The 25,225-nt window shown below is 47.5% G+C and carries 27 protein-coding genes and 2 pseudogenes; 17 read left to right on the top strand and 12 right to left on the bottom strand.

The features are described 5' to 3' along the window. Positions 1 to 4: 4 nt before the first annotated feature. Both MKX40_RS07495 and MKX40_RS07490 read right to left on the bottom strand, forming a co-directional pair. Positions 5 to 994 carry a polysaccharide biosynthesis protein gene (locus tag MKX40_RS07495; protein ID WP_339240510.1) on the bottom strand — a complete coding sequence of 330 codons (990 nt, stop codon included), beginning with the start codon at positions 992 to 994 and terminating at the stop codon, positions 5 to 7. A 17-nt stretch (positions 995 to 1,011) separates the two neighbouring features. Next, positions 1,012 to 1,701, bottom strand: a complete 690-nt coding sequence (locus MKX40_RS07490; protein ID WP_339240507.1) for a glycosyltransferase — start codon at positions 1,699 to 1,701, stop codon at positions 1,012 to 1,014. A gap of 327 nt (positions 1,702 to 2,028) precedes the next feature. Between MKX40_RS07490 and MKX40_RS07485 the strand changes: the two genes are divergently transcribed. Then, positions 2,029 to 2,739 carry a GT-D fold domain-containing glycosyltransferase gene (locus tag MKX40_RS07485; protein WP_339240505.1) on the top strand — a complete coding sequence of 237 codons (711 nt, stop codon included), beginning with the start codon at positions 2,029 to 2,031 and terminating at the stop codon, positions 2,737 to 2,739. Positions 2,740 to 2,964: 225 nt separating this feature from the next. Here the strand turns inward: MKX40_RS07485 and MKX40_RS07480 are convergent, their stop codons facing one another. Continuing rightward, the gene (locus MKX40_RS07480) at positions 2,965 to 3,372 is read right to left on the bottom strand and encodes a hypothetical protein (protein ID WP_339240503.1); all 408 of its coding nucleotides are present in this window, start codon (positions 3,370 to 3,372) and stop codon (positions 2,965 to 2,967) included. Between the two features lie 188 nt (positions 3,373 to 3,560). Between MKX40_RS07480 and MKX40_RS07475 the strand changes: the two genes are divergently transcribed. From MKX40_RS07475 to MKX40_RS07415, 13 genes and pseudogenes are all read left to right on the top strand, one after another. Further along, positions 3,561 to 4,709, top strand: coding sequence for an RluA family pseudouridine synthase (locus tag MKX40_RS07475; RefSeq protein WP_339240502.1), 1,149 nt, complete (start codon positions 3,561 to 3,563; stop codon positions 4,707 to 4,709). An 80-nt stretch (positions 4,710 to 4,789) separates the two neighbouring features. Beyond that, entirely contained in the window at positions 4,790 to 5,368 is a 579-nt protein-coding gene (locus MKX40_RS07470) for a DUF1273 domain-containing protein (RefSeq protein WP_339242974.1), read from the top strand. Between the two features lie 167 nt (positions 5,369 to 5,535). Continuing rightward, on the top strand, positions 5,536 to 6,351 hold the full coding sequence (speD, locus tag MKX40_RS07465; RefSeq protein ID WP_253432081.1) for an adenosylmethionine decarboxylase: 816 nt from the start codon (positions 5,536 to 5,538) through the stop codon (positions 6,349 to 6,351). A gap of 184 nt (positions 6,352 to 6,535) precedes the next feature. Then, entirely contained in the window at positions 6,536 to 6,946 is a 411-nt protein-coding gene (gene flgB, locus MKX40_RS07460; RefSeq protein WP_253432078.1) for a flagellar basal body rod protein FlgB, read from the top strand. A gap of 148 nt (positions 6,947 to 7,094) precedes the next feature. Continuing rightward, positions 7,095 to 7,583: pseudogene (locus tag MKX40_RS07455) on the top strand (GNAT family protein); the annotation flags it as partial. Positions 7,584 to 7,724: 141 nt separating this feature from the next. After that, positions 7,725 to 8,129, top strand: coding sequence for an NUDIX domain-containing protein (locus MKX40_RS07450; RefSeq protein ID WP_339242972.1), 405 nt, complete (start codon positions 7,725 to 7,727; stop codon positions 8,127 to 8,129). 32 nt (positions 8,130 to 8,161) lie between these two features. Beyond that, on the top strand, positions 8,162 to 8,689 hold the full coding sequence (locus MKX40_RS07445; RefSeq protein WP_339240500.1) for an ankyrin repeat domain-containing protein: 528 nt from the start codon (positions 8,162 to 8,164) through the stop codon (positions 8,687 to 8,689). A 224-nt stretch (positions 8,690 to 8,913) separates the two neighbouring features. Next, complete coding sequence (locus tag MKX40_RS07440) at positions 8,914 to 9,429, top strand: sigma-70 family RNA polymerase sigma factor (protein WP_339240499.1); 516 nt, start codon at positions 8,914 to 8,916, stop codon at positions 9,427 to 9,429. Beyond that, on the top strand, positions 9,426 to 10,760 hold the full coding sequence (locus tag MKX40_RS07435) for a DUF4179 domain-containing protein (RefSeq protein ID WP_339240498.1): 1,335 nt from the start codon (positions 9,426 to 9,428) through the stop codon (positions 10,758 to 10,760). The genes MKX40_RS07440 and MKX40_RS07435 overlap by 4 nt, the downstream gene beginning before the upstream one ends. A gap of 97 nt (positions 10,761 to 10,857) precedes the next feature. Then, on the top strand, positions 10,858 to 11,901 hold the full coding sequence (locus tag MKX40_RS07430; protein WP_339240497.1) for a S66 peptidase family protein: 1,044 nt from the start codon (positions 10,858 to 10,860) through the stop codon (positions 11,899 to 11,901). 64 nt (positions 11,902 to 11,965) lie between these two features. After that, entirely contained in the window at positions 11,966 to 12,271 is a 306-nt protein-coding gene (locus MKX40_RS07425) for a hypothetical protein (RefSeq protein WP_090894577.1), read from the top strand. A gap of 246 nt (positions 12,272 to 12,517) precedes the next feature. After that, entirely contained in the window at positions 12,518 to 13,279 is a 762-nt protein-coding gene (locus MKX40_RS07420) for a threonine/serine exporter family protein (protein WP_339242970.1), read from the top strand. Between the two features lie 18 nt (positions 13,280 to 13,297). Further along, a complete protein-coding gene (locus tag MKX40_RS07415) occupies positions 13,298 to 13,756 on the top strand; it encodes a threonine/serine exporter family protein (RefSeq protein WP_339240493.1) in 459 nt (152 codons plus the stop codon). Positions 13,757 to 13,857: 101 nt separating this feature from the next. On the opposite strand, the gene MKX40_RS07410 is transcribed toward MKX40_RS07415, so the two are convergent. The 7 genes and pseudogenes from MKX40_RS07410 to MKX40_RS07380 all read right to left on the bottom strand — a co-directional run bounded on the left by MKX40_RS07410 (position 13,858) and on the right by MKX40_RS07380 (position 19,558). Then, positions 13,858 to 14,409 carry a DUF2569 domain-containing protein gene (locus MKX40_RS07410; RefSeq protein WP_339240491.1) on the bottom strand — a complete coding sequence of 184 codons (552 nt, stop codon included), beginning with the start codon at positions 14,407 to 14,409 and terminating at the stop codon, positions 13,858 to 13,860. A 126-nt stretch (positions 14,410 to 14,535) separates the two neighbouring features. Beyond that, a pseudogene (locus tag MKX40_RS07405) lies at positions 14,536 to 14,805 on the bottom strand (response regulator); the annotation flags it as partial. Continuing rightward, on the bottom strand, positions 14,802 to 15,758 hold the full coding sequence (locus MKX40_RS07400) for an aminoglycoside phosphotransferase family protein (RefSeq protein ID WP_339240489.1): 957 nt from the start codon (positions 15,756 to 15,758) through the stop codon (positions 14,802 to 14,804). The pseudogene MKX40_RS07405 and the gene MKX40_RS07400, both read right to left, overlap by 4 nt. A gap of 107 nt (positions 15,759 to 15,865) precedes the next feature. Next, complete coding sequence (locus tag MKX40_RS07395; protein WP_339240487.1) at positions 15,866 to 16,324, bottom strand: DinB family protein; 459 nt, start codon at positions 16,322 to 16,324, stop codon at positions 15,866 to 15,868. 437 nt (positions 16,325 to 16,761) lie between these two features. Further along, entirely contained in the window at positions 16,762 to 17,703 is a 942-nt protein-coding gene (locus MKX40_RS07390) for a YwqG family protein (protein ID WP_339240486.1), read from the bottom strand. A 149-nt stretch (positions 17,704 to 17,852) separates the two neighbouring features. Next, positions 17,853 to 19,142, bottom strand: a complete 1,290-nt coding sequence (locus MKX40_RS07385; RefSeq protein WP_339240485.1) for an ammonium transporter — start codon at positions 19,140 to 19,142, stop codon at positions 17,853 to 17,855. Further along, positions 19,139 to 19,558 carry a hypothetical protein gene (locus tag MKX40_RS07380; RefSeq protein ID WP_339240483.1) on the bottom strand — a complete coding sequence of 140 codons (420 nt, stop codon included), beginning with the start codon at positions 19,556 to 19,558 and terminating at the stop codon, positions 19,139 to 19,141. The genes MKX40_RS07385 and MKX40_RS07380 overlap by 4 nt, the downstream gene beginning before the upstream one ends. A 284-nt stretch (positions 19,559 to 19,842) precedes the next feature. Between MKX40_RS07380 and MKX40_RS07375 the strand changes: the two genes are divergently transcribed. Next, entirely contained in the window at positions 19,843 to 20,334 is a 492-nt protein-coding gene (locus MKX40_RS07375) for a DinB family protein (RefSeq protein ID WP_339240480.1), read from the top strand. Between the two features lie 133 nt (positions 20,335 to 20,467). Here the strand turns inward: MKX40_RS07375 and MKX40_RS07370 are convergent, their stop codons facing one another. Together MKX40_RS07370 and MKX40_RS07365 are read right to left on the bottom strand one after the other, a co-directional pair. Then, the gene (locus MKX40_RS07370) at positions 20,468 to 20,971 is read right to left on the bottom strand and encodes an N-acetyltransferase family protein (RefSeq protein ID WP_339240477.1); all 504 of its coding nucleotides are present in this window, start codon (positions 20,969 to 20,971) and stop codon (positions 20,468 to 20,470) included. Positions 20,972 to 21,267: 296 nt separating this feature from the next. After that, positions 21,268 to 22,368: a M23 family metallopeptidase gene (locus tag MKX40_RS07365; protein WP_339240476.1), complete on the bottom strand. Its 1,101-nt coding sequence runs from the start codon at positions 22,366 to 22,368 to the stop codon at positions 21,268 to 21,270. A 221-nt stretch (positions 22,369 to 22,589) separates the two neighbouring features. On the opposite strand from MKX40_RS07365, the gene MKX40_RS07360 reads away from it, so the two are divergent. Together MKX40_RS07360 and MKX40_RS07355 are read left to right on the top strand one after the other, a co-directional pair. Further along, positions 22,590 to 23,351, top strand: a complete 762-nt coding sequence (locus tag MKX40_RS07360) for a response regulator transcription factor (protein WP_339240474.1) — start codon at positions 22,590 to 22,592, stop codon at positions 23,349 to 23,351. Beyond that, entirely contained in the window at positions 23,348 to 25,108 is a 1,761-nt protein-coding gene (locus tag MKX40_RS07355; RefSeq protein ID WP_339240472.1) for a HAMP domain-containing sensor histidine kinase, read from the top strand. Before MKX40_RS07360 ends, MKX40_RS07355 begins: the two co-directional genes overlap by 4 nt. Positions 25,109 to 25,225 lie beyond the last annotated feature (117 nt).

Genomic DNA, 25,225 nt, shown 5'->3' with positions numbered 1-25,225 from the left:
CACCCTAATCGATATAACCGCCTGCACGCAAAAACCGGGCAATCGCTGGTTTGTTCATCATGGCACTGTCCGAACGATACTCTGTGAAGTTCACACGAGGCAGGCTGCTGTACCGTTCCGTCAGTCCCTTGTCCTGGTGCTCCGGCAGGATCACATAATACTGTGCATCGTATTGACGAGTGCGCGGTGCTTCAAAGGGCGAGATCAACACTTCATGCAATTTCTCGCCCGGACGAATTCCGGTCACCTTGTAATCGAAGGATGGACGACCTGCCTGTTCCAACATGACGGAAGCCAGATCCGTCATCTTGCAAGCTTTCATTTTCATCACAAACGTCTCCCCGCCCACGGCTGCCTCAGCGGCCTTAAGCAGTAAATGTATGGCCTCGGTACGTGTAAGGAAAAAGCGGGTCATGCCTTTGTCTGTAATGGTCAGGCTCTTGCCTTCATCGATCTGGCGACGGAACAAGGGCACGACACTTCCGCTGGTTCCAAGCACATTACCGCCGCGGATGCAGACAAACCGGGTCCCTTCACTCAGCCAATTGGCACGGATCATCATTTTTTCACCCAAAGCCTTCGTCATGCCATATACGTTAATCGGATCTACCGCCTTATCCGTGGACACATCAATAACTTTGGGAATCTGCATACGGATCGCAGCCCGAATAATGTTCTGTGTGCCGATCACATTGGTCTTGAACGCCTCATCCGGCTGGTCCTCGCAGACCGGCACATGCTTCAGCGCAGCCAAATGGAAAAGCACATCCACGCCCCTGCATGCATCTTCCACTGCCCGATAATCCCGGATATCTCCAATGATGAATCGCAGACGCGGGTCATGGTTGAACTCACGCTGCATTGCAATCTGGGCGTATTCATTGCGTGACAGAAGGCGAATCTCAGCCGGGTCCTGTTCCAGCAGCACCTCGGTCAGCTTTTGACCCCAGGAGCCTGTTCCTCCGGTGATCAGAATCGTTTGTCCTTGAATCATCGATGAATCCCCCCTGATCAGATCATGAATTCGCGTAATACCTGGGCCATCTCATCCCGGCTTAATCGGTCTTTTGGCGGTACTTTTTTCACTGAAGTATTGTTTGAATGTACGATGTTGACATAATTGCGCGGAGCAAGCAGTTCATGCGGCAAGTCTATGACATTGCCATGTGTACCTCTGCCCGGAAGCTTGACCCGGTATCCGGATGCGTACTCCGCTGTTTTATACAGGTAGACATAGAATTGCGGAGAACGATGAAACGCTGGTGCCATTTCGTTGTTCACGCTATCCCAGAGATAGCCGTTCTGGTTAATCAGTGCCAACGTCTGCGGCTGTGGCTGTATATCGTAGAGTTGCTGAACAAAGGTTCTATGATACAGATCATCCGAATCCAGACGGGCAATATAGATATCCTCTGCTCCTTCAGCAAAAGCCAGAATGGCACGCACACTTTCAATATTTGTTCCAAAACGGATATTGGAAGGGAGTGGCTCTTGACCTGCCAGAATCTCCTGCATCAACTCCCCCGATTCCTTGGACAGCTTCACCACGGTCAGGAAATCCTGATTCGTCTGTGCCTTCAGGCAATGCAATGTGAACGTGCGGAAGATGCTCATTCGACGTTCCAGCCACTCCCGCGTCAATCGCTGCGGGTCCATCCCGTAATTGTTGAAGTTAATCTCAATCACAACTTTCCTGGACATAACATTCCTCCTCATGAACGCTACTGCATGATCCTTTTACAGCATACAGACCGTTTTCATAGTATTGATGTCGTCTCTCTCGATGCCGTCTCTCAATGAGCCACATCTATCACATTCATATCTCTTCCAAGCAACATCTCCTTTGGAATCCAGCACTCTATAACGTATGAAACATTAATAGAAGCGGTACCGACAGATGTACTGACTTTCATATAAATAGATTCATATACGCCTGAAGATGAAGCCCTGCGGGTCGAACGTACATATCGTTGCTCCAGTCGCAACATAGAATAGAGCAGTTCTATTTTCAAAGGGGGCAATCGCTGAATGGATTCGATCTATCTTGAACTGGAAGGTGTGCTTGAGCAGCTTGAAACGGCGCTTCTTGAACAGCGTCCGCTCTCTCTTGTACGTGTCGGCGATGGCGAGAATATCGTCATGTCTCAAGAAACGGTGTGGACCACGGAACGGGTCCTTCAGGAGCGTTGGACCAAGAAAGCTAATTTAGGACAAAAGGGATTGCGTCTTCCCAACCCGCAGCTCCGGGATGAAGTTGCCGCTTCCTTGCAACGGGCGGATATCGTCGGCGTTCTTCCCCGCGGTGACAGTACCATTAACGCGCCGGATTATCTCAAACGACCTCTGACCGATATGGTGTTTGCCCACTTTGGCATCTCTCCCCCACGGACTTGTCATGCCTGTGTCAATCGGGAACTGGCACAAAATCCTCGTTTCTGGCAGATGCTTGCAGGCAAGCGTGTGCTTCTCGTTACCCGTGAGACCGAAGCCTTGCGTGCTACGCTCGAACGTGAGCCGTATCATTTAAGCATCGTGACTGCGCTACCCTTCGACAGCTATGATCACATGCAGGAAACACTCGAGTGGATTCAGACGAATCAAGATACCTTTGATGTCGCTCTCTTCTCCTGTGGTGTCAACGCGGTTGTTCTGGCTGAGCGTACAGCTGCACTCGCCGGCAAAGTCGCCATTGACTTCGGCAAAGCCAACAACATCATTCTGAAAGGGCGTGCCAACTGATCCCCCTGGACACCTCCATCCTTCAGATGAGTGATCCGCCTTGACTGTACAGACATTTGTATGACCAAAACCCCCGGCTCCTTAAGCCGGGGGTTTCATGCTGAGCGCTAGTCGAGATATATTGCGACACGACCTTCTACTTCTGGTTTCTGGGAAATGAAACGAACTCTGCCGTCAACAAAAGCGATGACGAGCACTCTGCTTATTGATATTACGCCTTCACAACTAACCAGTGGCTGCAATACCGTATAACATCTCCGGCCCGGTTCTTACTGCTGTGGACACCCCCGAGATGAACGAAGTATACACACTTTCCAGTGCGGGTGGTGCAGACAGGTCCTGAGCTGTGAACGAATGAAATTCGGCACCGCCGTTCTGTCCAATCGTCCCTTCAGCACGGTAGATGACATAGAATGGATCATATACGAATCCCCGTACCAGCTCCACCACAAAGGTATCTCCAAGTTCTCCCGTAACCCCCACTGTTCCGTTCAACGTAATAATGGGATTCACCACGCCTTGAGTCTGCAGACCAATCGCACCAAAAGCTGTCGGGGATTCTGACAGCGACAAACCGGGCTGTCCAACAGTTCCCGAGTTCATCGAAGTTCTCATATCGAGAAACACGCCCATGAGTAACACCTCCAATGCTATGGGATACCATATCCTATGAATCTCACAACTCTTCGGATTGGATGTATAGCAGTTTCATGAACCTATTTTTATTTGTCGACTGTTAATGGTATATTGGACTGCATAACGAAATGAACGGATCGTATGCACACAAGCGGTACAGGCTGTTCAGAAGGAGATTACTATTCATGAATAAACGCAAACGTCCAACAGGCAAAACATCGGCCTCGGCCAAGGGAAAATCATACGCAGGTTCATCTACAGCACGTTCCGGCAAGTCTAACTTCTCATCTGCAAAATCATCGGGTGCTTCCCCATCACGCAATACGGAGGAGAATAAGAAACCACTAGCTGCCAAATCATCAGCCGCACCGAAGAAAGCCGGAGGTAACAAATCCAAAAATGGCAGTGCTTCCAAGCGCCCGGGCAATGCCTATTATCGCAAGCAGGAACCACCACGCCAGTACAAAGTCACCGAACCGGACGAACTGCTGAACTTCCTGTTGCAGCATTTGAAATCGGGACGGAACGCGGTGAAGTCCATTCTGGGTCGTGGACAGGTGTCCGTGGATCAGAAAGTCGTAACCAAGTTTAATGAAGCGCTAACGCCAGGTCAGATTGTCTACATCCGAAAAGAAGGTGCAGTCGCTGCTCCATCCTTGACGGGTATTAACATTTTGCATGAAGACGATGATATCATCGTGATCCGCAAGGAAGCCGGACTGTTGTCCATTGCCGCTGACAAGACGGATGATCTGACAGCATATCGCCAACTGACAGAGCATGTACGACGCACCAATCCGCTGAACCGGATCTTTGTCGTCCATCGTCTGGATCGGGATACATCGGGTGTAATGATGTTTGCCAAAAGTGAAGAGGTACAGCAGAAACTGCAAAACAACTGGAAAGAAAATGTGCAGGACCGTGTCTACGTTGCCCTTGTTGAAGGTGCAGTAGCCAAAGAAGAAGGCACCATCTCTTCCTGGCTGAAGGAAACCAAAACACTGAAAATGTACTCCAGCTCTCGTCCGAATGATGGACAACATGCGATCACGCATTACAAACGTCTGAAGTCGAACCGCGACTTCTCTCTGCTGGAAGTACGTCTGGAGACAGGTCGCAAAAATCAGATTCGTGTGCACATGGAAGATCTCGGACATCCGATTGCCGGTGACCGAAAATATGGCGCACGCACAAGAGACCTCGGCCGTCTCGGACTTCATGCACGTATACTCTCATTTATTCATCCGACAACGGATGAACTGATGTCATTTGAAACGGATATTCCGAAACCATTCCTGTATCCGTTCCGTGCAGATGCTCCACCTGCGAAATAACTGCATCTTTAGTGTGTGTCTATAGAAAATATAGAAAATTCCACTGATCCATTGATCATGCCTGAAAGGAGGAACGGACACTGAAAAATCTGTTGATTACCGGTTACCGGGCACATGAATTGCAAATTTTCGGACAAAAGCATGAAGGTATTCCTTTTATCAAAAAAGCCATCTCTTCCCGCTTAACGCCTATTGTCGAGGATGGTCTGGAATGGGTGCTGACGCCGGGACAATACGGTGTGGATCTGTGGGCATGCGAAGTCGTGATTGATCTGAAGAAGACGTATCCACATCTCAAACTATCGATCATTACTGCCTTTCAGAACCCCGAGGAACAATGGAAAGAAGACAAGCAGGAGTATTACCGTTCCATCCTCTCGGGTGTGGACTATTACGGTGCGATTAGCAATCAGCCTTATATTGGACCGTGGCAGTTCACTGCCCGGGATGACCTGTTGCTGCGTAAAAGCGACGGTCTTCTGCTCGTTTATGATGAAGATGCCGGGGAAGGCAGTCCCCGTTTTGTGAAGGAAAAAGCCGTGAAGAAACAGCAGAATGAGGACTATACGATCATCAGTGTCACTTCAGAGGATATCCAATCGGTAGCTGAAGAAGAGCGCATGAACGATATTGTAGACTTCGACGATTCTTCCTTCTGAATCATGCTGGATCAATGCAGACAGTTCAAGGTCCATCCGTTCACATCCATCATCAGAGGAGATTAACATTCCGTATAACGTACATATGTTTTTTTTGGAGTCAGGTTGGGTATAAGTAGTATTATAACTGCGATGATATGTCGTATGGGATAAGGGGAACTGCAACCATGACAATTACGCCAGAGCAGCGCATTCAACTGCATGGATTTAACAACCTGACCAAGTCGCTGAGCTTCAATATGTACGATATCTGTTATACGAAAACCAAAGACGAACGCGAAGCTTACATTGAATATATTGATGAACAATATAACGCCGACCGGCTAAGCAAGATTCTGAACAACGTCTCCGACATCATCGGGGCCCACGTGTTAAATGTTGCTAAGCAGGATTATGTGCCTCAAGGTGCCAGTGTGACGATCCTTGTCTCGGAAGGTCCTATTGTGGAGATCCCCGAAGAATCACTCGATGAATCTCCCGGCCCTCTGCCCGATAACGTCGTTATGCAACTGGACAAAAGTCATATCACGGTGCACACCTACCCAGAGTTTCACCCTAGTGAAGGCATCAGTACCTTTCGTGCGGACATCGACGTCTCCACCTGCGGTGAGATTTCACCGCTCAAGGCGCTTAATTATCTGATCCACTCGTTTGATACAGACATTATGACGATGGATTACCGGGTACGTGGCTTCACGCGGGACACCAGTGGACGCAAGCTGTTCATTGACCATGAGATCGGCTCGATTCAGAATTATATTCCCGACGAGATCAAGAACAGCTTTGACATGATTGACGTGAACGTTTATCAGGAGAATATTTTCCACACCAAATGTAAGCTGAAGGAATTCGACCTCGATAATTATCTGTTTGGGTACACCAAAGATAAGCTCAGCAAGAAGGAACAACAGGAGATTACGGAGTGGCTGAAGCTGGAGATGGACGAGATCTATTACGGCAAAAATATGAATCGTCCCACTTAAAAGTCTGCTCGAAGGCTGATCCAGAAAGCCGGCCAAGGTCTAAGACAAGATTTCATGAAGGCAAGGTTCTCTTCAAGAGCCTCCGGCATGTGCTTGTCTTTTTCTATGTTATGTTGACAGTGTGCAACTTTATTTTTTATTATAGGAGTAACTGTATTAATATGCAGTGAAGGAGACTGAGCCTGTGATCGAAACGAATACCACTAGACGTAACGAATCACTGTTACAAGCGCTTACTGCACAGCACAATGCCATTACCAACAACATAGCCAATGCAGACACGCCTAACTACAAAAAGAAAACGGTAGAGTTTCAGGAAGAGCTGAGACGGATCGTTGAGAATGGCAAAACAGATCAGCTCGCCATGAAGCGGACTCATGAAAAACACTTCCCTGTCAGTGATCCCCATTCTTCCATCGTACAGTACCGAATTGTCGAGAACAACGAAACCACGATGAACAATAACAACAATAACGTTGACATTGACAAGGAAATGGCGGACCTTTCAGAGAACCAACTCATGTATAACTACATGGTTGACCGGGTCAGTGGACATTACAAAAAAATGAAGAATTTATTGAATGATCTGAAATAATGAATGTACAAGCAGCCCGAAATGGCTGCTTTTTTTTGTTGTTTTTCAATGAATGTAGACGGTTTAGTGCCATTTTTCGGTATCTGCTCCTGTTCGTAGTATAATGGAATGAAATGAAAGATTTCATATCGAACAAAAGAGGTGCAACATGGCTCCACGTCATTTAAATGCTTTTCAAGGTTCCAAAGTCAGACTCGCAGCCCCATGCCCGGAAGATTGCATGCGTCTCTCCCGCTTCACGGACGATTACGAATATTTGCGCAACATGGATACCGATATTGCCGTTCCATTAACGCCGGATGAGACAGGCTCCTCCTCTGTCCGTCGAGACAACGGCTTTGAATTTGCATTACGTACACTGGAGGGGAATCGATTCATTGGCTTCACCGCCCTCTACCGGATTGAATGGAACAATCGCTCCGCCCGTCTGGCCATTGGCATCGGTGAAGAAAATGATCGGGGTAAAGGATATGGCAGCGATGCCCTCGCTCTGATTCTCCGATATGGCTTCCATGAATTGAACCTCAACCGGATTGCGCTGGAAGTCATTGAATACAATGAAGCCGCGAGACGCGCATACCTAAAAGCCGGATTTCGGGAAGAGGGGCGTCAGCGTTCTGCAGTTCTGCGGGATGGCATGCATTATGACCTGATCTCGATGAGTATCCTTGCGGAAGAATGGTCGGCACAGTCTGGGCTTCCACTGTCGTTCGGATCTAATCGTTCTGCCCCTGCTGCCGAATCCGGAAATAGGGGAGCTGCTGATTTTTCACCTCGCATTGGCGTAGGCGCGGTCATCCTGAATGATCGGGGCGAAGTGCTCCTAGCCTGGCGGAACCGCCAGCCTGAACAGCACACCTGGAGTATTCCTGGCGGGAAAGTAGATCCCTATGAGTCCCTGGAGACAGCCGTCATCCGTGAAATCAAGGAAGAAGTGAACCTTGATATCGCCATCGACAGCCTGCTCTGCACGGCGGAGACAATCCAGCCACAACAGCAGGAACATTGGATATCCGTGCTCTATTCCACCAAGGTGATTGGCGGCCATGCTCGTAATCTGGAAGAAGGCGGAGCCATCGGTGAGATCGGCTGGTTCCCGCTCCATGATCTGCCTTCTCCACTCGCTTGTTTTGCCGTACCTGGGCTGGAAGCTGTGAAGAAGCTATATAATGAATCCCTGTAATTAAATTATCTCATCAGATGGAGGTAATCCTTATGGATCATGCAGAACAGATGAATCAATTATTTCAGGCTGCACAGGCTGGAGATGCGGTAACCATTGCTGGAATTCTCGCTTCTCAGCCGGAACTCACCAATACGGAAAATCAGGATGGGTTAACTCCGCTGGGGTATGCCTCTCATTATGGACAAGCAGGAGCAGTTCGTGTTCTTCTGGAGCGCGGAGCCAATGTTAACGCCCTGTCTCATTCGAAAATTTCCTTTATTCCGTCCAATACTGCACTGCACGCTGCTCTTGCCGGGGAACGTTCTTCCGAAGTGATCGGCCTTTTGCTTCAACATGGGGCATCCACGAGCATTTTGGACAGTGATGGACAATATGCACTGCACTCGGCAGCATTTCATACGGATCAGATCGAACTTATCGAGATGTTAATCCAGTATGGTGCAGATCCACATGCGCTGAACTCAGCGGGTCAGACCCCATTGGACATTGCACTTGAACGCGGTAATACGTCTACAGCTTCATGTCTGCGAGCAGCCGTTGCAGCTCAGCAGCAATAATGTTTAGCTAGCTTGGACAATAACATGAATAACCGTCAGGACTCTTTTTGGAGTACAAAGAGAAGGTCTGACGGTTATTTGTGTTGTCCTCTACGTTCTCGTATACATATGTAGTTCAACTTCTATAGAAATCTCACAATACATCATATTTTTTTCAGAAAACAAGAACCGTTTGACACCTTACACGGTCTAATACTCAACACAACCATGAAAGGAGGAGCCATGTGACCCCTACTCAGCTCACTATCGCCGCACAAAAAGGGGATGCCGAGGCTTTTGCAGCCTTAATGGAATTGCATCATAGTCGACTGTACCGCATCGCCTATGCCTACCTGCACAACCAAGGTGATGCACTGGAGGCCATTCAGGAATCAACCTTCCGGGCATTTCGTAAACTCAAAAAATTAAAAGAGCCATCCTACTTTGGCACTTGGCTCATCCGCATTCTGCTCAACTACTGCGCAGACGAACGCAAACGCAAAAGCCGTTTCAGCCCCGATACGGCGATTCATGAACCCAGCAGCTGGGATCGTCCTGCCGACCCTGATCTTGCTGCCGCCGTATCCAACCTTGATCGGGATTGTAAACAGATTATTATCCTGAGTTATTTTGAAGGTTTCTCCCTAACCGAAGTTGCTGATATTCTGGAAATCCCGACCGGAACCGTCAAATCCCGATTACATCGGGCACTCGGACAGCTCCGGGATCAACTTGAAATGAAAGGAGATGCATCTTCATGACGGATGAACAAAAATCATTCGACGCATTGGAAGAACGTCTGAATGCTCGTAAGACGGAATACGAAACCATGCCAGTACCTGATGCTGCCTCCCAGGCTGTGCAAGCGGGAATTCGCCAAGCTGCCCGTAAGCGAAAGTCCCGGCTGCGCTGGTATGTGAGCTCCATCTCGGCTGCTGCTCTCATCCTGCTGTTTACGGGATGTATCCGTGTCTCTCCCGCTTTTGCATCCTTCGTGGAGCAATTGCCTGGCATGGAAGGCATTGTGAGCGTGATTCGCCAGGACAAAGGATTAATGATGGCGATCGATCAGTCTCTCTTGCAGAAGGTCGGTGTCACCGACGAGCATGATGGTACTTCCTTGACCGTTGAAGGCATTATCACAGACGAGTCACGTATGGTCATTTTTTACACGATGAAAGGCATGAAAGAACCCCAGAAATTCAACTATGATATCGATCTGCTCGATGAGAACGGGAAAGATCTGCCTGTTGCGTTTACTCACGCTTATCCAACACCTTCTCCAGACGAGAATGTGAATGAGAATATGATTGACGTCATTTTCACAGATGAAGCCTCTCCTCCTGAGAAGCTAAGCGTCGTGTTTAAGTCCAGAGATACAACGCGTGCAGAAAAGTGGAAAATAACGTTCCCGGTAGACAAGAATCTTACCAAAGGCATGAAAAAAGTCATTCCTGTGAATCAGACGTTAACAGTGGATGGACAGCGTATTGATGTGAAACAAGCTACTCTGTATCCAACACGTCTTGTGCTTGATGTGAATTTTGATCCTAAAAATACCAAGAAGGTATTTGGCCTCAGCGATCTTCAACTGGTTGATGAGCAAGGGCGCGCGTGGAGAACGGATACCTCAACCGGTGAGGATGAACGTTCCATTTACTTCGAAAGCATGTACTTCTCCATACCAAAAAAGTTGACGTTACAGGGATCTGGCTTCTCCGGTTTGGATAAAGATGAGTTGGATTTCACCCTTAATCTGAATTCACACCGGATCACAGGTGGACCACCTGGATTGAAGATGGTAGGCAGCAAGGTCGAAGGCAAAGATCTAATTATTGATTTTTCCGTTGCTGGCAGGATGGAAGGTGGATTCGTTCTCACTTTCAGGGAAGTTACAGATAGTGCAGGGAAATCATATGAAGTTCCTGGCTCCAGTTGGAGTAGTGGGGATGGGACGGATGACAGTCATACGATTGTTTCTTCTACTATCCAAAATGGAGCCAATTTAAAAGGGGAAGTGAAGATGAACATCTCCACCTATCCGATGAAAGTAAAGTCTCCCTTCTCATTGGACATTCCTGTTAATCCTTAATTTTCTACCCATAGGCTGTGATTATCGCAAATATTCTATATAATGGAAACATTCATTATTACGAGCAATGATGTTCATAGGGAAGGTGTGTTTAGATATGAATCAACGTTCCATCCGTTATCCGCAGCCACTCGCTCCGGGAAATACCATCGGTGTAGCTGCACCCTCCAGCGGTGTAGGCGAATCCTTGCACCATTATCTTGAGGAGAGTAAACGCAACATGGAGCGCCTTGGTTTTGGCGTGATAGAAAGCCCATCGCTCCGCCAGAACATCAAATGTGTGAGTGCCTCCAAAGAGCAACGCGCCGAAGAGATGAATGAATTTCTTCGCAATCCAACTATTCAAGCCATTATCCCTCCATGGGGCGGGGAGTTTCTCATGGATATCCTGCCCCTGCTGGATTGGAAAGCTTTGAACACATTGCCGCCCAAATGGGTCATGGGATATTCGGATATCAGCACGTTCCTGTTCGCATACACCCTGATCACCGGAACAGCGACAGCGCACGGCACCAATTATGTGGATTTAAGATCACACGCCCTTGATCCCGTAACTGCGCGCTGGATCGATGTATTACAGACCCCTTATGGCGGACAGATCACACAATCGTCTTCCACACATTATCAATCGGAATGGAAAATGGAACTGCCTGGATTTAACCTCGATACACCTTCACGCTGGAAACAGCTCGGGCACTCGGAAGATGCAGATACAGCTGTGGCGTTCTCCGGTCGGCTGATCGGCGGCTGTATGGATACCCTCACCTGTCTAATCGGCACCCCATATGCACCCGTAAAATCCTATTTGGATCAGTACTGTGCAGATGAAGGAACCATCTGGTATCTGGAGAGCTGTGAGATGAGCGCCGGGGATATCTATCGTCATCTGTGGCAGATGAGACAGGCTGGCTGGTTTGCAGGCGTGAAAGGTTTCATGTTCGGCCGGCCTGCGGGTTATTCCGATACAGCGGATTTCAATTTCACGGATGCCCTATCCGCTGCACTTGGGGATCTGGATGTTCCTGTACTGTACGGTGTGGATCTCGGTCATATGCCGCCCCAACTCACCTTTGTGAATGGAGCATTGGGCAAAGTGGCTTATGAACATGGACGCGGGAGCCTTGACATGGCGTTTGTGTAATCACCTTTTATAGGCAGATGCATACCTTGAAGTAAGAACTTATTTTGAGGAAGGGTTGTGCATCATGTCTGAATCCACATCCACGCCATCCGCGCGTGTCGTGTATCAAGCCAATCAACCGATGCTTCAATCCGTGCAAAGTGTGCGGAATATGCTTCATCATACAGCCCGGCAGCACATAGGCAAGAAGGTACAAGTCCAGAATATCGATGGTCAAGTGTGGGAAGGTGTCATCATCAGTGCAGATCGGGGGATTTTGTATCTTCAGGTTACTCCGATGCATGGATACCCTGAACCGCGCGCCTTGTTTGGACCAACGATTTTGCCGCTGGTGCTGTATGAATTGTTGGTTATCACCCTGTTGATGTAGGGGTATTGTTCCTGTTGATCTGTTTATAACCGAACCTTGTTCCAAGAAGCTTCGCTCCTGAGATCTTCAAGTCTTGGGAACGAAGCTTTTTTATGGTCTTGGCGATGGTGCGGTATGATTCTTTGCGAGCGTGTGAAATATGATACAATGGTGTCGCACCACCCCATATCTCATATGAAACGGAGCTTGATCCGGTTGGAATACATACGTCATGATTCATCACCCGCATCACAAGTCGAAACGGGCATGATTGGCAGCAACCCTACTGAACAATCCCGCGTGATTGCCATCTGTCTGCTCGCAGGCAAAATCATGCTGCAAAGCGGTGGTGAGACCTACCGTGTGGAAGATACCATGAAACGCATGGCCGCTGCGCTGGGTTTACCCCATTCGCACAGTTACGTTGTGCCGACAGGCATCTTCTTCTCTGTTGATGCAACCGAACCCGCCAAGCTGATTCGTATCTCCGAGCGTACGACAGATCTGGACAAGGTATCCGAGGTAAATGCGGTCTCCCGCCGCATTGGACAAGGTGAGCTATCCGCTCAGGAAGCCCATGAACTGTTGGTACAGATCGAAGGCAAGCCTTCCTCCTACTCAACGGCTGTGCAGCTTACGGCCGCAGCGTTATCCAGTGGTTGTTTTACCATTATGTTTGGCGGGGGCTGGAGCGACTTTCTTCCGGCGCTAATCTGCGGGGGCATAGGTTATGCAGCCGTTATTGCTTTTCACCGGTTGGTACGAGTCAAATTTTTTGCCGAGCTTACGGCCTCCTTCGTTATTGGCATACTCGCTTTTCTTCTGATCTATATGGGAGTGGGCCATGAACGGGACAAAATTATTATTGGTTCAGTTATGCCGCTGGTTCCCGGGCTGCTGATTACCAACGCTGTACGCGACCTGATGGCCGGACATCTCGTCTCCGGACTATCCAAGGGAGCCGAGGCATTTCTGACCGCCTTTGCCATAGGTACCGGCATTGCAGTTGTATTTTCACTTTTTATGTAAGACGGAGGAATGCAGGATATGCTCCATTTTATTGAACAAGCCTTAACCAGTTTTGTCGCATCAGCCGCGTTTGGGATCATCTTCAACGCACCACGGCGCATGCTGCTCCACGGCGGATTTGTCGGCATGATCGGCTGGATGATCTATATCGTGCTTGAATATGCAGCGGATGCGGTGCCTGCTACACTTGCAGCGACTATAGCCGTCGGGGTCATCAGCCAGGTATTCTCTCGCATGTTTCGTGCACCCGTCATTATCTTCAGCGTCGCAGGCATCATTCCTCTGGTTCCTGGTGGGCTGGCGTATAATGCGATGCGGAGTTTTGTGCAAAATGACTACAGTGCCGCCATGGAGATGGCCGCCAAAGCACTCATGTTATCCGGCGCTATTGCCGTAGGCCTGGTGTTATCCGAGGTATTAAACCAGATGATACGCCGAATTCCCGCCTCACTGCGGACAAAATCATCATCAAAATGATTATTCTTTTCATAGTTTCAACACACATAAGGCCCGTTAGTATACAGGATGATCTCTTGTATGCTAACGGGCCTGCCGTATACTATTCCAATTCATCCTTTTTACTTCACAAACGTATTCTTCACACGCACCGACTTCAGGAAATACGGGATGAAGATACAGCACGTCAGAATAGATCGTACGATCAGCTGAAAAGCAGGAGTTGCATCAAGCACATGCTGTTCCCTTGGGATTTCATTTCGCGCAATCAGAATCCAGGTCACGATGCTTATGATTACATTCATCAGATACATCACCATCATCATGCGTGGAAACTGTTTCTTCCGCCTATATAAAAGAATGAGATTCACGATTACGATCATCAATAGTATGGTGCTGCTAATGAAACCAAACCATAGGAGTGGACGAATCGTCTCCGTGTAGATCTGCGGGTCAACACCACGGCCGACTTCCCATCGGGCAGGGTCCATGATGACATTCACCTGCGATACATCCGAGATAAGAAACACCAGCGCAAGCCAAAGACTGATCTGGATTAAAATAAGCCATCCACCTAAGCCGGAGATACCCGGCCGTTCCGGTCTGATACCGGTTTTGGGTTGCAGCGAGTTCATATCCGCATCTGTATCCGAGTTATTGTAGTTATGGTCCATGTCATCCTCCTGTTTACGCGTTACGTTAGATAAGAGAACATATTATATATTACAATCTGGATTCTGTATATTTTAGAGGACGAACAGAGCATGTGGCCTATGCTCACCCTCACTTGATGTCTATTGCATAATAATCGGCATTTTCTGCTCTTCCCGAATTTTCATACAAGCTTCTATTCCGTCCATATTCGGCATCATGACATCCAGAATAATGAGATCAATCGACTCTCTTTTCAATTGTTCCAGCGCTTCAAGCCCATCATTCGCGGTGAGAATCCGATAACCCTCGTTGCCAAAATAAATTTCCATCAGTTTAATAATCTCCTGCTCATCATCGACAAGCAGAATGGTTGCTGGCTGTGCCACGGCATTATTCCTTTCCCTTCCATAATTCATGATCTGTTCAAAGTATACCACCGAGGGATGAAACTGCGAAAATCATCATGATCTTCACGGACACGCTCGATCCTGGTCATCATCTCATGTGTCTCTTCCGGCTTCACCTGCTGAATCCATACCACAGAAGACACTAGCGCCATAGCCGTATACAGTGAATACAATCTCCAGAATAACTCATCCGGTTCTTTGCCATCGAAGTAACCCTGAATCTGACCTATGGAATATGGAATACTGATCTCCGAAGCAAACAAACCCAGCTTCAAAAATTCATGAATGGGATCACCTTGATCATAACGATTAAAATCAATTACTCCTGCGAGCTTATCCTGCTTAACGACAAGATTGCTCGGGTGAAAATCATCATGCTGAAATCCATCTGGACGATTTTTCATCCAATCGAGATGGTCTGCGATAAACGTATGAATAGCCTGATCCTCTTTCATCACGATAGGGCACTGTTTATAGCGCTCCATGTAACGTTGATGCTTCGCGCTCTTGCGTGTGTACCATGATTCGACCTGTTCCTCCATCGGCAACTGGTGAATCAGCCTTAACTGTGCTCCTGCTTCCAAGCCAACGGCCCACTGCTGCTGTTCATTCAATTGAGGCAGTCTCTCGGACGCATCTTCGCCTTCAATGTAGCTAAGAATCATATAACCGTTCTTCTCATCCAATCTACCTGTGCCGAACGTTGCTGGACATAGTACACCTAATTGTTGCATGCTCTTCAAGCATTGATATTCCTTTTGCTTCATCCATTCCTCAGCAACATCATATACCCTCACCAACACATGGCCTTGGCCAGGGACAAACATTTTGAATTTGGCATCCGCTGAATACCCCTTCATAACTGGTTCCATCTGCGTAGCCTGACCAAGTTCAGGAATCTGTTTTAACCTGTCAATCAACGTATTGTTCATCGATGCATCCCATGTATTGTGTTGTTCCACGTCCCGAATCCTCCGTTATTTCACGTATAACGTGCAGTATCGTCGGTCTATTCTTACTTTAACCCGTAATGTTTCCTATAACATGCTAGTATGTATTCTACTCATTTCTATTTAAAAAGAACTGATTCGGGTTCTTTGCCTATCAGGGTCAGCATCGTATACAGTTGTCCTCGGTGATGGTATACATGTCCCATAATCTCAAGCAACCACTCCAGCCGACTATAGGATGCTCCCCAATATGAATTCGTCACATGCAGTAACTCTTCCGTGTTAAACTGCCTGTATCGTTCGTATAGATACATCTGGTTATCGATCAGAGCCTGCTTGATCTCACGGAGCGAATGCACCTGATTCTCAGCATAGAATTGAGCCATTTCTTCCTTCGATGCACCTTCCGAAATATACACATCCGCTCGGCAGATCATAGACAGATGAGCCAGTAGTTCTCCAATAGGCCGTTTACCTTCAATTGGAGTCAAAGCCAAATCTTCTTCCGACAGCTGATCACATATATCTATCAACGATGTTACAGCCACGTCAATATGTTTGAACGCAGATTGAATCAACAGCCCACTTCCTTTTTACTCCATTATACAGAACATACGTTCTATTATCAACCAAGATATCCCTCCCTGATATATACCCCAAATCTATATAAATTGAACAAAACATATACACAAAACGGAGAGGACAGAAAGGACCTGAAGAAGCGGAGCTAAAAACTTTCTGCAAGAAAGCTGCTTCGGAAGCATACACTTCGCCTACAAGCTTTCTGCAAGAAAGCTACATCGGAAGCATACGCCACCCCGGATTTCCCCTTTATAAAAGGATTTAAAAAAATCTGGGGATAACAGCGATCGGAAAATTGTTCTGTCATCGGAGTGTGCAGTGTAAATATTCTTTAGTTCAATTTATATAACAATCTACGAACAAAAAAGTCCTTCCTCCTTCTTATAGACGGGATTCAGGACATTTTGTTGCTTATATGAATTCAAATCTTTGCTCAACTTGAGTATAACGAACAATACGTATGTTCGAACCGTCCAGCCTCCAGGTCAGACTTGCGAATGAAAAATTGCAGTTCCCCGCAATCCCACCATTGAAAACCTATGGCGTCATGTGTATCTATCTTCAACAGCAGCAGCGTATCGGATAATTCCTGCCATGTCCGATCCTCATCTCCGCCGTAATGCTTGGTCAGCTTATCTTCACACGCCTGCTCATTATAATCATATTCTTCTCCCATTGCGATCTGTAATAAGGCCCGATGCTCGGCATCCGGATGCTGCCCATCAGGATATCCAAACATACCACCCCAGTTCAGCGTACTTGGATGATTCCAGCTCGACTCGAATTCAAGGTATCGGTCATACAGACTTACTTCCGCTTCGGTCTCATCGGTCTCAAGCAGAGACGGCGAGAGCTCGTTCAGTGCGGCGGTGTCAATATATGCATATGTAGGAAACTCAAGATTAGGCAGCACAGTCACCGAATGTGCAACAAACGGTGCTCCATCCAGCGCGGTATCCCCTTCAGGTTCTCGCCTTATCAGATTATGAGAACTTGGCTCAAAAATCACACGATGTTCAATGGGACAAGCAGATTCGTCCGTGCCAACGAAAAAGTATAACATTCCACGTTCAGGCAAAGTCCCGCGCCCATCATTCGGCGTATACGGCGACAAATCCACCAGGTTCAACTGGGCCAGGAAAGTCATTGGAATGCCTTCTTTTGTTACGGGCCATTCCATGTGACTCGGCAAATCCGGATGTCCACCCACACGTGAGTTTCCTGTCCTGCGATATTCGTCCAGTGTGGACACATCGAGGCGAATTCCCCAGCGGCTTGAGGACAACAGCAGATCGGCAGCAACTCCCAAACCATACTCCTCAAGTGTTTTACGGGCTTTTCTGGTCAGACGTTCACATTGTTCTGGCTTAATCATATAGATCCTCCCCTTCAGACAATACACCTATGCTGAGACATATTCAGGTTCACACCTGTATATTCTTCCGCCCGGACGTCTTTCCCTGCTTCTAGCAAAAAAAGAGACTGACATTGCTTGTCAGTCTACTTCCTTATCCTATATTCCATTTAACGATTTGGATCAGAGGACTGTTCCTGGTAAGCACGCATATGCTCCTCACCGTCCAGGAATTCATGGGCTTGATGAGCTGCCATCACACCATGATAGCTGATATCCAGACCCAGATCTTCCTCTTCCTCTGTCGATCGTACAGGCACAATTTTGCCAATCAACTTTAACCCGATCCAGGTCATGGCGAACCCCCAGATAACCAGGGCTGTAAGGCCAAGTGCCTGAACACCCAGCAGCCTCCAGCCGCCGCCCATGAATAATCCACCATCCGTAGCAAACAGACCTACAGCAATCGTGCCCCACATTCCGGATACGGCATGCACCGGGAAAGCACCAACTGGATCATCAATCTGCCGACGGTCCAGCCAGTTGGTGGCAGCCATCATCAATAAGCCGGATACCGCCCCAATGAATATCGCGGCTACATCACCAACAAAAGCACAGCCTGCCGTAATTCCGACCAGTCCCGCAAGCGAACCGTTAATGACCGAGGGTGCATCTGAACGATTGAAGCGGAATAACGTGTACAGCAATGTAACTGCACCACCCGAAGCCGCGGATAACATCGTAACAATCGCAATGTGACCAATTCTTACATCCGTGGCGCTGAGTGTACTACCCGCATTGAAGCCAAACCAGCCGAACCATAACAGAAATGCACCCACAGATGCTAGTGGCAGATTGCTCGGAAGTGCAATAGCACTTACGCCAAGAGGCGTGTATTTCCCTTTACGCGGACCAATGATAATTGCAGCAGCCAGTGCCGAGAATCCGCCGAGTGCATGGATGACAGCCGAACCGGCAAAGTCCTGCATCCCCAGCTGACTAAGCCAACCGCCGCCCCATGCCCAGTGTCCACCAATTGGATAGATGATCGCCGTCATCAATATGATATAGAGTAGATAGGCACGGAAGTTGATCCGCTCAGCTACCGCTCCTGAAACGATGGAGATAACAGCAATCGTAAAAGCAGCCTGGAACAACCAGAATGTCTCCAGCGATACCGGTACGTCCAGATGAGACAAATCCCCATTCAGGAAAAATCCCGTTACTCCCACAAAACCACCAACGTCCGAACCATACATCAGTCCAAAACCGATGGCATAAAACAGCAACGTTCCAATTGTAATGTCAGCAAAAACCTTCATAATAATGTTCACACTATTTTTATAACGAACAAAGCCAGCCTCGAGCAGGGCGAATCCACCCTCCATCAATAAAATCATCGCTGCACTCAGTACGACCCAGACCGTATCGATCCCGGTGCTTAACGTTTCCAAAGTCATGCTTGTACATCCTCCGTTTCACTAAGCTGTCTGAGCTCACGGATGGTATCGGGCGCTAGCTCAATCTCGTCCCGCTCAATGCTGTCCGGATGCTTGATTCGTTCTGCGATCTGATCCAATTCACGTATGCGTCTGCGAATCTGTTCCATCTTGCGAAAACGTTCCTTCACCTGAACCATATATTCCACCGCCTGATGATGGGTTGCAGGGCGTCCCGCAAACCATTTGCGCACGGTCGACAACGATTGATAAGCGACCTCTTCCGCTCGACGCTTCTGTTCGAACTGTTCGATCTTCTGCTTGAGCGTTTGAATCTCATTTTCTTTTTTGACCTTCAGCCGTTCGATAAGGTACAATAAATCGGACGATGATATTTGCAATGCTGTGTGGTGATAAACCTCGTCGATTTCTAACATATCATGTCAGGACTCCTTACATATCAAGTTACTTGTACCGATTATAGTTTGCCGGGGTTCGCCCGTCAATCTTTTTTTGGACTTGGCATAGATTGAAATGAACCGTTCAGAGAGAACGGCTTTTTTTATTGGGTACATAATACATCTAACAAGGCGAATCTTGCCTGGATTCGCCTTCACTTATTCCATCCCCTATGCTTATAGAATAAGCATCCACATTTGGGGTAATGAACATACACAGACACCCTCATCACAGAAAACGTATATAAGGAGAGGATTACACGATGTTTACTCGTAATGACGATATACGCAGCCAAATCTGGGAAGCCGTCTCGGGGCTCGAAGAAGAACAATTGAACCGGAAGCCTTCACCCAAACAATGGAGTATTATGCAAGTACTACGTCATCTGAATCTGATGGAAAATGTAATTGGAAAACAAGCCCGCCTTGCACTCGAAAAGGAACAGGTGGTGTCTGTGGACAAAAAACCATATGAACTATCGTTGGACCGCAGCCGCTCCGTCGAGGCACCACCCCATCTTCAACCTCCAGCAGCGCCTGAAGCACTCGAAGACGTACGCACCGATCTGGACGAATCTCACCAAGCGTTAAATAACTTTGCATTGGATCATGATCCTGATCTGCTGCGCAGCAAGTCCTTTCCTCATCCCGTATTCGGTGAGATGGATCTTACCCAATGGATTGACTTCGCAAGTTATCATGAGGAACGCCATCTGGGACAGATTCAAGAGATTAAGCATCAACTTGGCGTATAAGCACTAGCTACACTTTCACATAGTGAAGAATATATGTACGACAAAAAAACCTCCAATCCTATAAAATAGGTTGGAGGTTATCTTCAGTGTTCTTATGTTCCGTATAAATTATGTTACGAAATAAGAACGGTACTTATATTTTTTTGCCTAGTATAGCCAAATCTCTGTTCACACCATCCAGCACGGCCACTTCGGGATAATATCCCCACTGTTCAAAACCATGCTTGCGCAACAATCCCAGACTCGGTTCATTATGCCCGAAGACAAATCCGAGAATGGTCGTAATTCCAAGTGCAGGACAAGCCGCAAATACCGTTTGAAGCAAACGTCCACCAGCCCCAATTCCGCGGCATTGCTGATCCACGTATACACTGACTTCCACCGTTCCATTATACGCAGGGCGTCCATAAAACGAGCTGAGACTTGCCCAAGCTACCACATGACCTGCCTGCTTCATCACCCAAAGAGGACGATGATCCGGTGAATGGTCCTCGAACCACGGAACACGTTGCTCCACTGTCACCGATTCCAAATCCGCTGTTACCATACGGCTTTCAATGGTGGAATTATAAATCTCTACAATCCTCGGCAAGTCCTCCAGGCGCGCATATTCAATCTGCACATCTTCCAGCTTCATCTATACTCCTCCATTAATCCAGATCGTTCTATATCATAGAGGATATTATAATGGAAAATAGAAGTTTTCGTCATCTCTTACATTCTGACAGAGAAATCTTTATATTTTTAAGTAAATATTTACACGACAACGGAGAGGACAGAACTAATCAGAAGAAGCGCAGCGTGCGCCTTTATCCCCGGATTTTCCCCTTTATACAAGGGAATCAATAAAATCTGGGGATAACAGCGATCGGAAGATGGTTCTGTCCGCGTAGTAGTTAAGTGTAAATTCAATGCTTTAACTTATATATAGAATTACTCTGGAAGTCCCTGAATGGTATTGCCACGAGTTAACTGCTGACTCTGGTCAGCCCAGCGAATGTTCATCGAGCGAGATGTGAACAGATCGGGGCCGTCCGATACCTGGAAGTGCAGATGGGCTTCACTGGAGTTACCCGAATTACCTAGCTCACCGATAGGGTCTCCCTGCTTGAGCTTATCTCCTTTTTTGACCGAAACACTGCCTTTCTTGATATGTGCTGTGATGCTGTATTCACCGTTGCCATGGTCAATAACTACATAGTTACCCGCCGGCTCTTCCGGATTCATCACACCCGGTACATTGTCCGGAATATCGTTCTTGATTTCGACGACCGTTCCATCCGCAGCAGCATAGAGTGGTTCACCAAAAGCATGGTAGTTTTCATTTTCCTTAGCATCACCATGATAACTTGATTGTTCTTTTGTCCGAACGATATCCAGTGCATAGCGCTGGGTTTCATGCTCATAATGATAATTCGACAATACATCTTGACCTCCCCAGAATACATACCATTCCCCCTTCATCGGGAATTGGAACTCGGTTTTGGTGAGTTTGTCATCTGTGTCTTCATGAGCTTCCAACGGTTGAATTGACAGACCCTCAATCAGATTTTCGTCGGAAAAATAGGCGCGAATTCCTTTCGTCCCTGTCTGATCCTTCCAGGCAACCTCGGTTAATTGATTCATTTCGGCGTCTACCACTTGCTCCCACGATTCAACACCCTCCAGAAAAGGATCAGCGGTCGTTTTAAACTGCTCAAGCGTTACCGTTCCCTTCAATTCCGGGGAAAACTGGCTATAGATTGCATCCTTTGAACCGTTCATCAACGTATCTATGAAATTGTCCGGTGTAACCACTGCGCTCACCTCTGAAGTGGAGTTCTGCTCCTGATTGGTGTTCTCGCTCGCTTCATGATTGGACGCCTGTTCGGATGACTGCTGCTCCGCCTGGTCGGAAGTAATCGCGTTGCCATTGCCGCAAGCAGACAATATCACGCAAGCTCCAAGGGTTATTGCAAGGACCTTCCAGCCCTTTCTATGCTTTACGATCTGATGTGTCTGTTGCTCTGTTTTCACATGACCTTCCCTGTTCATTTTCAACATCCCTTCTGCTAATTCATTATACTTTCCAGTTAAGTGTACAGAATGAGTCTTATCCTTCGTCTAACCCCAACTTACCAGTAGTTAAACTCACCATGTCTTCTTAGGTTGCATAATTAAGACTCCGTTAAGATAGCATGTACGCTATACATCCCCATAGGATGGTATGATTATCAATACACACAACGGAAGTACCAGGAGGTCATTTTCTAACTATGGATAACGTCTCAATACTGCTGGTGGATGATGAACAAGCTATTCTGCATATGCTCAAAACCGTTCTGCTCAAAGAACAGTTTCTCGATATTGATACCGTTACAACAGGTGAAGCTGCCATTGAGGCCTGCAACAATAAAACGTACCATTGTATCGTGCTCGACATCATGCTTCCCGGCAAAAGCGGACTGGAAATCTGCCCTTTTCTACGCCAGGTCACCGATGCGCCTATCCTGTTTCTGACAGCCAAAACAACCGATTATGACAAATTAACGGGATTCGCCGTTGGTGGTGACGATTATGTAGCCAAACCCTTCAATCCGCTGGAAGTCGTTGCTCGAATTAAATCCTTACTAAAGCGTTATTTGCCAACAAAAACAGCTGCGATCTCGGATCTCATCCCATCGAACGTAAATACGTCATCTTCCAGCATGCCGGAAGGCGTGTACGACTTTGGACGGTTTCAGGTATTGGAATGGGCTGGTGAACTTCGAGTTGAAGGAGAGTCCGTATCCTGTCCGGCACTTGTATTTCAACTGCTGCTCTTTTTCTGCAAGCATCCCAATCGCATTTTCACCAAATCAGATCTATATGAGCGGGTATGGGGCTCAGAAGCCATTAGTGATGATAATACCGTGATGGTCCATATTCACCGCATTCGGGAACGCATTGAAGCCGATCCTTCCAATCCAGTGTATCTCGTTAACGTCCGAGGTCTGGGTTACAAACTCATTCAACCGGAACATGTGTCACGCCCATGAGTATTCGTCGCAAATTAATGACCCGGTTTATCGGAATGCTCGCGGGAGCCGTCATTCTAATCATCCTGCTTGGGTCTGTAGCCACTTACTGGGTCGTGCAAAAGGTTAATGAAGTGAATTTGGTGGATGATTTTGCGCTTAACGGTCTGGATCAATTGATTAATACAGCAGAATTCATGCCAGACAATACCATCAAATATGACCCCAAATTGTTAAAGCAAGTGGATAAATATCAAGGCTGGCTCCAGGTGCTGGATGAACAAGGCAACGTCATTGATGATTATCAAGCACCCGCCGATGTTCCGACTCACTATAAACCGGGGGAATTGATTGCATACTGGGAAAATCAAAAACCTTTCCCTTATCAGATTGTCATACTCATCCGGGAGAAGAACGGTAAGAATTTCACTTTGTTGTATGGTGAGAGTAACCCGGCCAAATCGCTCATCAATAATATTCGTTCAGATCTCATTCTGACCAACGGGAAGTTTACTCTTCAACCGGGCCGACAGGAAGCCCTTCTTGCTGCTCATGCCTATCTTCAAGTATTGGATGCGTCAGGACGAGAACTCTCCTCCTTCAACAAACCAGCTGTGGGTGTACCAAGCGAATACACCCTTCAGGAGTTGGTACTGCAGATTCGCTATCCAAGTCGATCAGGCAAGTCTACTGCTACATGGTACGATGAGAAGAATGGAACCACTTGGTTGATAAGCATCCCTGGCGAGGCAAATGGTACAGGGAATTCAAATCCCTATCGTTTTATTCTGGAACCGGCATTGGTTATATTGATCGTGTCCATCATCATTCTGCTTATCTTGCTTGCCTTCTGGTATGCCAACCGATTCGGCTCGCCCATGCTGCATATGCTCCAATGGTTACAGCGTCTAGAGCGAGGTCATTACGAGGAACCTACCGGAGCCTTCGGAGTGCCTCGCAGTCAGCGTCGTAACGGTAAGTGGAAGCGCAAATACAACGTGTATGCTGAAGTGCTTCGCTCCATGCAGGCCCTATCCTACACGTTGAAGCAAGATGAAGAACTTCGGAAACAGACCGATTCACTTCGGGAGGAATGGATCGCTGGCATAACTCACGATCTGAAGACGCCTCTATCCTCCATCCAGGGGTATGCCCATATGCTTGAAGCAGATAAATATAGCTGGACCGTGGAAGAAGTCAGGGAATTTGCAGGCATTATGCTCGATAAATCCATGTATATGGACAGGCTTATCAATGACCTTGCCATGACCTATCGATTACGCAGTGGCGGATATCAACCTGTGGTGGAAGAGACTGACGTAAATACGTTACTCCGTGATCTGATCCAACGCGCTGAACGAAACCCGGCTTATGGGGAAGGTCGCATCATATTCCAACCTTCCGAAGTGCCTGTGTATGGACTTGTCCATATTCCTTCGTTTGAACGAATTGTGGATAACCTGACCGCCAATGCCCTTCTTCATAATCCGCCCGAATCCATCCTCGTGGTCAGTGTGCACTCTGGTGAACACGCAGATGCATTCAGTATTCAGTTTGCCGATAATGGACGAGGCATGGACCCCGAGACGGTATGGAAGTTATTTGAACGATATTATCGCGGTACAGATACAGGTACATCGGACGTTGGATCAGGGCTGGGCATGGCCGTAACCAAAGGGTTGATTGAGGCGATGAAAGGACATATTGAGGTACAGTCCACCCCTGGTGAAGGAACGATCATTCGTTTAGTATGGGATGGGCCGTCCGTAACGAATTAAAATGTTCCGCTTGACCTTTCCATTTTCAGTCTATATAATCGACACTCAATAACACCTGTTCCCATATATTGATATTGAATACAACACATTTCAGGATCATCTGATGAGTTGATCTAA

This window comes from Paenibacillus sp. FSL R5-0517 (assembly GCF_037974355.1).
GTDB lineage: Bacteria > Bacillota > Bacilli > Paenibacillales > Paenibacillaceae > Paenibacillus.
The sequence above is the reverse complement of the archived record's forward strand: the minus strand, read 5'-3'. Positions and strand labels throughout refer to the sequence as shown.

Excerpts from the sequence above, each read along its gene's own strand:
- MKX40_RS07495 (WP_339240510.1), bottom strand. The coding sequence starts at position 994 with ATGATTCAAGGACAAACGATTCTGATCACCGGAGGAACAGGCTCCTGG.
- MKX40_RS07490 (WP_339240507.1), bottom strand. The coding sequence starts at position 1,701 with ATGTCCAGGAAAGTTGTGATTGAGATTAACTTCAACAATTACGGGATG.
- MKX40_RS07485 (WP_339240505.1), top strand. The coding sequence starts at position 2,029 with ATGGATTCGATCTATCTTGAACTGGAAGGTGTGCTTGAGCAGCTTGAA.
- MKX40_RS07480 (WP_339240503.1), bottom strand. The coding sequence starts at position 3,372 with ATGGGCGTGTTTCTCGATATGAGAACTTCGATGAACTCGGGAACTGTT.
- MKX40_RS07475 (WP_339240502.1), top strand. The coding sequence starts at position 3,561 with ATGAATAAACGCAAACGTCCAACAGGCAAAACATCGGCCTCGGCCAAG.
- speD (WP_253432081.1), top strand. The coding sequence starts at position 5,536 with ATGACAATTACGCCAGAGCAGCGCATTCAACTGCATGGATTTAACAAC.
- MKX40_RS07445 (WP_339240500.1), top strand. The coding sequence starts at position 8,162 with ATGGATCATGCAGAACAGATGAATCAATTATTTCAGGCTGCACAGGCT.
- MKX40_RS07435 (WP_339240498.1), top strand. The coding sequence starts at position 9,426 with ATGACGGATGAACAAAAATCATTCGACGCATTGGAAGAACGTCTGAAT.
- MKX40_RS07430 (WP_339240497.1), top strand. The coding sequence starts at position 10,858 with ATGAATCAACGTTCCATCCGTTATCCGCAGCCACTCGCTCCGGGAAAT.
- MKX40_RS07425 (WP_090894577.1), top strand. The coding sequence starts at position 11,966 with ATGTCTGAATCCACATCCACGCCATCCGCGCGTGTCGTGTATCAAGCC.
- MKX40_RS07420 (WP_339242970.1), top strand. The coding sequence starts at position 12,518 with ATGATTGGCAGCAACCCTACTGAACAATCCCGCGTGATTGCCATCTGT.
- MKX40_RS07415 (WP_339240493.1), top strand. The coding sequence starts at position 13,298 with ATGCTCCATTTTATTGAACAAGCCTTAACCAGTTTTGTCGCATCAGCC.
- MKX40_RS07410 (WP_339240491.1), bottom strand. The coding sequence starts at position 14,409 with ATGGACCATAACTACAATAACTCGGATACAGATGCGGATATGAACTCG.
- MKX40_RS07390 (WP_339240486.1), bottom strand. The coding sequence starts at position 17,703 with ATGATTAAGCCAGAACAATGTGAACGTCTGACCAGAAAAGCCCGTAAA.
- MKX40_RS07385 (WP_339240485.1), bottom strand. The coding sequence starts at position 19,142 with ATGACTTTGGAAACGTTAAGCACCGGGATCGATACGGTCTGGGTCGTA.
- MKX40_RS07380 (WP_339240483.1), bottom strand. The coding sequence starts at position 19,558 with ATGTTAGAAATCGACGAGGTTTATCACCACACAGCATTGCAAATATCA.
- MKX40_RS07375 (WP_339240480.1), top strand. The coding sequence starts at position 19,843 with ATGTTTACTCGTAATGACGATATACGCAGCCAAATCTGGGAAGCCGTC.
- MKX40_RS07370 (WP_339240477.1), bottom strand. The coding sequence starts at position 20,971 with ATGAAGCTGGAAGATGTGCAGATTGAATATGCGCGCCTGGAGGACTTG.
- MKX40_RS07365 (WP_339240476.1), bottom strand. The coding sequence starts at position 22,368 with ATGAACAGGGAAGGTCATGTGAAAACAGAGCAACAGACACATCAGATC.
- MKX40_RS07360 (WP_339240474.1), top strand. The coding sequence starts at position 22,590 with ATGGATAACGTCTCAATACTGCTGGTGGATGATGAACAAGCTATTCTG.
- MKX40_RS07355 (WP_339240472.1), top strand. The coding sequence starts at position 23,348 with ATGAGTATTCGTCGCAAATTAATGACCCGGTTTATCGGAATGCTCGCG.